Origin of the sequence: Burkholderia sp. Ac-20384, assembly GCF_017104605.1 — a bacterium.
Classification (GTDB): Bacteria; Pseudomonadota; Gammaproteobacteria; order Burkholderiales; family Burkholderiaceae; genus Burkholderia; species Burkholderia lata.
Window position 1 is genome coordinate 1 of record NZ_JAAGPE010000409.1, and the last position, 6720, is coordinate 6720.

A 6720-nucleotide genomic window follows, 5' to 3' on the forward strand; every position below is an offset into this window, starting at 1 on the left:
ATGAATTCGTGAAGAACGACGACGGCAGCGATCGCCTGGTGATCAACGCGCAGAACTGCGTGCACTGCAAGACCTGCGACATCAAGGACCCGACGCAGAACATCGTGTGGGTCACGCCGGAAGGCGGCGGCGGGCCGAACTACCCGAATATGTAATTGCCGGAACGCGTCGCCACGAGCGGCGTGTTTTTGGGTTGCCGCAAACGAAACGGGGCGCTGCTTGAAGCAGCGCCCCGTTTTGCATTCTCCGCGCAACGGCCAGGCGAGACGCGCAGCGCCCCACCCGCTTGCGTCAGGTCGCGCTGCCCGCGATCTTCGGCGTCGGCGTCTCGACGTCCCCGCACTGGGCGCGATGGCGCAGCGCATGATCGATCAGCACCAGCGCGAGCATCGACTCGGCGATCGGCGTCGCACGAATGCCGACGCACGGATCGTGACGGCCGAACGTTTCCACCGTCGCTTCGTCGCCCGCCTTCGTGATCGAACGCCGCGGCGTGCGGATGCTCGACGTCGGCTTGATCGCGATCGACACGGTGATGTCCTGCCCGGTCGAAATCCCGCCGAGCACGCCACCCGCATGGTTGCCGACGAAACCGCCCGGCGTCAGCTCGTCGCCATGCACCGAGCCACGCTGCGCGACGCTGTCGAAGCCCACGCCGATCTCGACGCCCTTCACCGCGTTAATGCTCATCATCGCCTTTGCGATGTCCGCATCGAGACGGTCGAACACCGGTTCGCCCCAGCCGACCGGCACGCCCGACGCGACGACGTCGATGCGCGCACCGATCGAATCGCCGTCCTTGCGCAGCGCATCCATGTACGCCTCGAGTTCCGGCACAACCGCCGCATTCGGCGAGAAGAACGGATTCTCGTGCACGTGCGACCAGTCGACGAACGGCACGTCGATCTCGCCGAGGCCGCTCATGTAGCCGCGCACCTCGACGCCGAAGCGCTCGCGCAGCCACTTCTTCGCGACCGCACCCGCGCCGACGATCGGCGCCGTCAGGCGTGCGGACGAGCGGCCGCCGCCACGGTAGTCGCGGATGCCGTACTTCTGCCAGTAGGTGTAGTCGGCGTGGCCGGGACGGAACGTCTCGACGATGTTGCCGTAGTCCTTGCTGCGCTGGTCGGTGTTGCGGATCAACAGCGCGATCGGCGTACCGGTCGTCACGCCTTCGAACACGCCCGACAGGATCTCGACCTCGTCGGCCTCCTGCCGTTGCGTCACGTGACGCGACGTGCCGGGCTTGCGGCGATCGAGCTCGATCTGGATGTCGGCTTCGGTCAGCCCCATTCCCGGCGGGCAGCCGTCGATCACGCAGCCGATCGCGGGACCGTGCGATTCGCCGAAGGTCGTGACAGTGAAAAGCGTGCCGAGGGTATTGCCGGACATGATGGAACCGCCCAAAGAGAAATGGACAAACCGACGCGCTGCCCGGGCCGCAGGCAGGTCGATCGTTTGCCGGTCGAGAAAAAGAGGTAAGCCGCTATTATGCCAGCCGTCCCGGGTACGCGGGCCGCGTGAACCGTTCGGACCACACCGGCCGGCCACGGGCACGGCCCGGAGCGACGATCGCAGACCCGCGCCGCGCCGGTCGAACGGGCCGGGTCGCGGCGGTCATTACGGCCCGGGGCAATGCCGCCGGGCCCGCCCCGCCTACTTCCGCGCGCCGCGCAGTTCGGTCACCGCGGCCTGCAGCGCCTCGGGCGTCGCAACCGACGCCGGGATCGGCTCGCCGACCGCCAGCGTCAGCCGGCTCATCACACCGCGCTTGATGGGGCGCGGCATCCGCGCATCGGAATGCCGCGAAAAATAGCTGCCCCACAGCCCGCGCAACGCCATCGGAATCACCGGCGCCGGCGTGCGACCCAGGATCTCCGTGATGCCGTGGTGGAACGTGTTGATGTCGCCCGTCTTCGTCAGCTTGCCTTCCGGGAAGATGCACACGAGTTCGCCTTCCTTCAGCGCGGCCTCGCATGCGTCGTACGCACGCGCGAGCATCGCGGGATCCTCGTGACGCGGCGCGATCGGGATCGCCTTCGCATGCCGGAACACCCAGCTCGCAAAGCGCGCCTTGAAGATCCGGTGATCCATCACGAAACGGATCGGGCGCGGGCTTGCCGCGGCCAGCACGAGCGCATCGACGTAGCTGACGTGGTTGCACACGAGCACGGCCGCCCCTTCTGCCGGGATCCGCTCCGCGTGCACGAGGCGAATCCGGTAGAAGGTGTGTACGAGCACCCATGCGACGAAGCGCAGCAGGAACTCGGGCACGAGCAGATAGATATACGTGGCGACGATCACGTTCAGGAGCGCCGTGACGAGGAACAGGCCGGGGATGTCGACTCCGGCCTTGGTCAGCCCCATCGCCATCACGGCCGACAGGATCATGAACAACGCGTTCAGGATGTTGTTCGCGGCGATGATCCGCGCGCGGTGCGTCGGTGCGCTGCGGCTCTGGATCAGCGCGTACAGCGGCACGCTGTAGAAGCCGCCGAACATCGCGAGCAGGAACAGGTCAGCCAGGATGCGCCAGTGGCGTGCACCGGCCAGGAATTCGCCGACCGACAGCAGATGGCCGGGCGAAGGCAGCGCGTGGCTCGCGAAATACAGCTCGATCGCAAATACGCTGATGCCGATCGAGCCGAGCGGCACGAGGCCGATCTCGACGCGTCGCTGCGACAGCCGTTCGCACAGCAGCGAGCCAAGGCCGATGCCGACCGAGAACGTCGCGAGCAGGATCGTGACGACGTCGGGGCTCGCGGACAGCACGTCCTTCGCAAAATTGAAGAACGACGTGAGGAACGTCGCGCCGACGAACCACAGCCACGAGATGCCGAGCAGGCTCAGGAACACGGTGCGGTTCTGGCGTGCGAGCCCGAGGTTGCGCCAGGTCTCGCTGACCGGATTCCAGTTGATCACGAGATCGGGCTGCGGCGCCGGCGTGGACGGCACGCGCTGCGCGACGAACCGCCCCGCAAGCGCGATGACGACGACGCTCACCGCGAGCACGCGCTCGCCGCTGCCTTCGATGCCCGCGGCCGCGCCGCCGATGATCGTGCCGATCAGGATCGCGATGAACGTGCCCATCTCGACGAGGCCGTTGCCGCCGACCAGCTCATGTTCGCCGAGATGCTGCGGCAGGTACGAATACTTGACCGGCCCGAACAGCGTCGAGTGCATCCCCATCATGAACGTGCACAGATACAGCAGCGTCGCGCTGTGCGTGACAAAGCCGGCCGCGCCGACCAGCATCAGCAGGATCTCGAAGGTCTTCACGAAGCGCGTGAGGGTTGCCTTGTCGTACTTGTCGGCGATCTGGCCGGACGTCGCCGAGAACAGCACGAACGGCAGGATGAAGATCGCGGAGATCAGGAACGCGGCCGTCTTCGCATCGACGCCGGAGAACCGCGCGGTGTGATAGGTGACGAGCGACGTGAAGCCGATCTTGAAGACGTTGTCGTTCAGTGCCCCGAGGAACTGGGTCGTGAAGAACGGGGCGAAACGGCTTTCGCGCAGCAGGTCGAACTGCGACGCGTGGGCACGCCGTTCGTCGCGCCGCTCCGAAGTGGCTTGCGTGTGATCGCTCATGCGGAATACGCGCGCGTCGTCTTGGCGAAGCTGCGCGGGCCTCGTGTTGTCGTTGAAAAAACGGCGGCGCAGGACAAGCCTGCGCCGCCGCATGCCGGATGGCGGCGCCCATGCAACAAGGTGCCGGGCGCGGCGTGGTTCACGGCTTGTGCGCTTCGGCTTCCGATTCCGGCCAGTCGCGGATGTACGCCTTCAGCATCCGGTTCTCGAAGCTCTGCGCCTCGACGACCGTCTTTGCGACGTCGTAGAACGAAATGACGCCCATCAGCACCTTCTTGTCGAGCACCGGCATGTAGCGTGCGTGGCGCTCGAGCATCATCCGGCGCACTTCGTTGACGTCGGTTTCCGGCGTACACGTGAGCGGCTCGTCCATCACCTTGCGCACCTGGACGTCGCCGATCGCGCCGCCGTTCACGTGCAGGCGCAGGATGATCTCGCGGAACGTCAGCATCCCGACGAGATCGCCGTACTCCATCACAACGAGCGAACCGATATCGTGTTCGGCCATCGTGTCGACCGCTTCGCGCAGCGGCTTATCGGGCGTCACCGTAAACAGCGTGTTGCCCTTCACTTTCAGAATATCGCTGACGCGCATCGTAGTCCCCTCATGCTTGAATGCAAAATCTCTTTCGATCCTATCGGAAAGCCTGTCAAAAGGAAAGCGCGGGCCCGTGCGGCGGGCCGCCCCCCGCTTGCGGACACGGGCCGCCCGCCGCACAATGACCGCATCGATGGCGGCCCGAGGAGACGTCCATGGCGCATACGCATTCCGAGCAATTCGCCAGCTTCGCGGATTTCTACCCGTATTACCTGAACGAACACCAGAACCTGACGTCGCGGCGGCTGCATTTCATCGGCTCGCTCGGCGTGATCGGCTGCGTCGCGATGGCGATCGCGACCGGCAACTGGCTGTGGCTGCCGGCGGCCATCGTCTGCGGCTACGGGTTCGCGTGGGTCGGACACTTCTTCTTCGAGAAGAACCGCCCGGCCACGTTCCGGCACCCGATCTACAGCCTGATGGGCGACTGGGTGATGTTCAAGGACATCTGCACGGGCAAGATCCCGTTGTAGCGGCCGGGCGCCCCGCTCACGCGGGCCGCGGCGGGCGTGCATGCGGGTCGGGCACGGTGCCCGGCGCCTGCCCCGGGATCGCCGCCGGCTGCGCACCCGCAAGCCGGTGCGCGGCGATCAGCGACGCGAGCGACACGTCAAAGCGGTCGCTCGACAGCACCGCAAGCAGCGCAGCGCCATCGACGTGGCTGCGGCGCCGCTGCAACTGGTAGGTCAGCTCCGTGCGGTCGATCACCAGCACGTCGAACAGCTGCGCGAGCGTCAGCTGCTCCGGGTTCGCGAGCAGGATGTAGCGCGGCGTGGTCTCGCCGCCGCCGTCCAGCCGCGCAATCCATTCCCGCTCCTCCATCGTCGTCAGCAAGCGCTGCGCGGTTTCCATGTCGCAGCGCAGCATGGTCGCGAGCCGCATCGCCGTGTAGCCGCGCTTGCCGACCGTGCGCGCTTCGGCGAGCCGCGCGAGCATTTCCAGCGCGTCGAGCAGGTCGCTGCCCGGATAGTGGATACGGTGGAACTGGCCGACGCGGATCGCCGGCAGCGCGGAGGCCACCATCGCGCCGAGCAGCGCGATGAACCAGCTCAGGTACACCCATAACAGGAACACGGGCAGCGCCGCGAACGCGCCATAGACGGCCGTATAGGTCGGAATGCGCCGCACGTAGTAGCCGAAGCCACGCTTCGCGAGTTCGAATGCCACGGCCGCGAACAGCCCGCCGATCACGGCGTCGCGCCATGCGACCGTGCAGTTCGGCAGGTACACGTACAGCAGCGTGAACGCGAGCACCGTCAGCGGCAACGATACGAGCGCGAGCAGCCACTCGACGATCGATGTCGACGGCGCGGCGCCCGTAAACGCCAGCGACTGCGTGAACAGGTACGACGAGATCGACAGGCTCACGCCGAACAGCAGCGGGCCGAGCGTGATCAGCGCCCAGTACGCGAGCACGCGCTGCGCGAACGGCCGCGGCTTGCGCACGCGCCAGATCAGGTTGAACGCCGACTCGATCGTCATCATCGTCATCACCGACGTGACGACGAGCACGATCAGGCCGGCGGTCGTCAGCCCCTTCGCCTTCGACGCGAACTGGTTCAGGTACTTGAAGATCTGGATGTTGAACTGCGCAGGCATCAGGTGATCCGCGAGGAACCCCTGCAGCGATATCTGGAACGACGCGAACATCGGGAACGCGGTGAACAGCGCGAACGCGACCGTCACGAGCGGCACGAGCGCCAGCATCGTCGTGAACGTCAGACTGCCCGCCACTTGCGGGATGCGATCCTCGGCGCTGCGCCGGGCCGCGAACTGCGCGAGGCGCTTGATGGTGTCGAGATCGACGCTCAACTTCGGCAAACGGCTTCTCCTTCTTGATGCCGCGCGCCCGACGGCGCGCCGCCGTCGCGCTGCGCGACGGCTTCAGCCCCTATAATAGCCGCTCGATTCCAGCAGGGGCCGACTGCACCGGGCACGCGCGCGGCCGCACGCGGCTCCGTAGCCCATGAAAGACATTCTCGTCCTCTATTACAGCCGTCACGGCGCCACGCGCGATCTCGCGCTCGCGATCGCGAACGGCATCGACAGCGTGCCGGGCATGCAGGCCCGCATCCGCACCGTGCCGCCCGTATCGGCCGTCTGCGAAGCCACCGCCCCCGACATTCCCGCCGACGGCCCGCCGTACGCGGAACTGCGCGATCTCGAGGAATGCGCGGGCCTCGCGCTCGGCTCGCCGACCCGCTTCGGCAACATGGCCGCCTCGCTCAAGTATTTCCTCGACGGCACGACACCGCAATGGCTGTCGGGTGCGCTGACCGGCAAGCCGGCCAGCGTGTTCACGTCGACGGGCAGCCTGCACGGCGGCCAGGAATCGACGTTGCTGTCGATGATGCTGCCGCTGCTCCATCACGGGATGATGATCGTCGGGATCCCGTACACGGAATCCGCGCTCACCACGACGCGCACCGGCGGCACGCCGTACGGCGCGTCGCACGTCGCGCAGCACGATCGCTCGGCAGCCGCCGGGCTGTCGGCGGACGAAAAGGCGCTCGCGGCTGCGCGCGGCGTGC

7 protein-coding genes are annotated in these 6720 nt (G+C 66.8%); 3 read left to right on the forward strand and 4 right to left on the reverse strand.

Going from position 1 to position 6720, the window contains the following annotated elements; translation table 11 throughout:
• Positions 1-155 (forward strand): 4Fe-4S dicluster domain-containing protein (locus G3O00_RS38490; RefSeq protein ID WP_146122926.1); only part of this gene is annotated, 155 nt, incomplete at its 5' end.
• 136 nt (positions 156-291) lie between these two features.
• On the opposite strand, the gene aroC is transcribed toward G3O00_RS38490, so the two are convergent.
• The 3 genes from aroC to G3O00_RS38505 all read right to left on the reverse strand — a co-directional run bounded on the left by aroC (position 292) and on the right by G3O00_RS38505 (position 4186).
• Entirely contained in the window at positions 292-1392 is a 1101-nt protein-coding gene (aroC, locus tag G3O00_RS38495; RefSeq protein ID WP_206146135.1) for a chorismate synthase, read from the reverse strand.
• A 264-nt stretch (positions 1393-1656) separates the two neighbouring features.
• Positions 1657-3591, reverse strand: a complete 1935-nt coding sequence (locus G3O00_RS38500; RefSeq protein ID WP_206146136.1) for an MFS transporter — start codon at positions 3589-3591, stop codon at positions 1657-1659.
• A 139-nt stretch (positions 3592-3730) separates the two neighbouring features.
• The gene (locus G3O00_RS38505; RefSeq protein ID WP_006488504.1) at positions 3731-4186 is read right to left on the reverse strand and encodes a CBS domain-containing protein; all 456 of its coding nucleotides are present in this window, start codon (positions 4184-4186) and stop codon (positions 3731-3733) included.
• 158 nt (positions 4187-4344) lie between these two features.
• Between G3O00_RS38505 and G3O00_RS38510 the strand changes: the two genes are divergently transcribed.
• On the forward strand, positions 4345-4662 hold the full coding sequence (locus tag G3O00_RS38510) for an Mpo1-like protein (protein ID WP_011351766.1): 318 nt from the start codon (positions 4345-4347) through the stop codon (positions 4660-4662).
• A 16-nt stretch (positions 4663-4678) separates the two neighbouring features.
• Here the strand turns inward: G3O00_RS38510 and G3O00_RS38515 are convergent, their stop codons facing one another.
• Positions 4679-6010, reverse strand: coding sequence for a YihY family inner membrane protein (locus G3O00_RS38515; protein ID WP_174934008.1), 1332 nt, complete (start codon positions 6008-6010; stop codon positions 4679-4681).
• A gap of 145 nt (positions 6011-6155) precedes the next feature.
• Between G3O00_RS38515 and wrbA the strand changes: the two genes are divergently transcribed.
• The coding region (wrbA, locus tag G3O00_RS38520) for an NAD(P)H:quinone oxidoreductase (protein ID WP_206146137.1) at positions 6156-6720 on the forward strand (565 nt) is incomplete at its 3' end.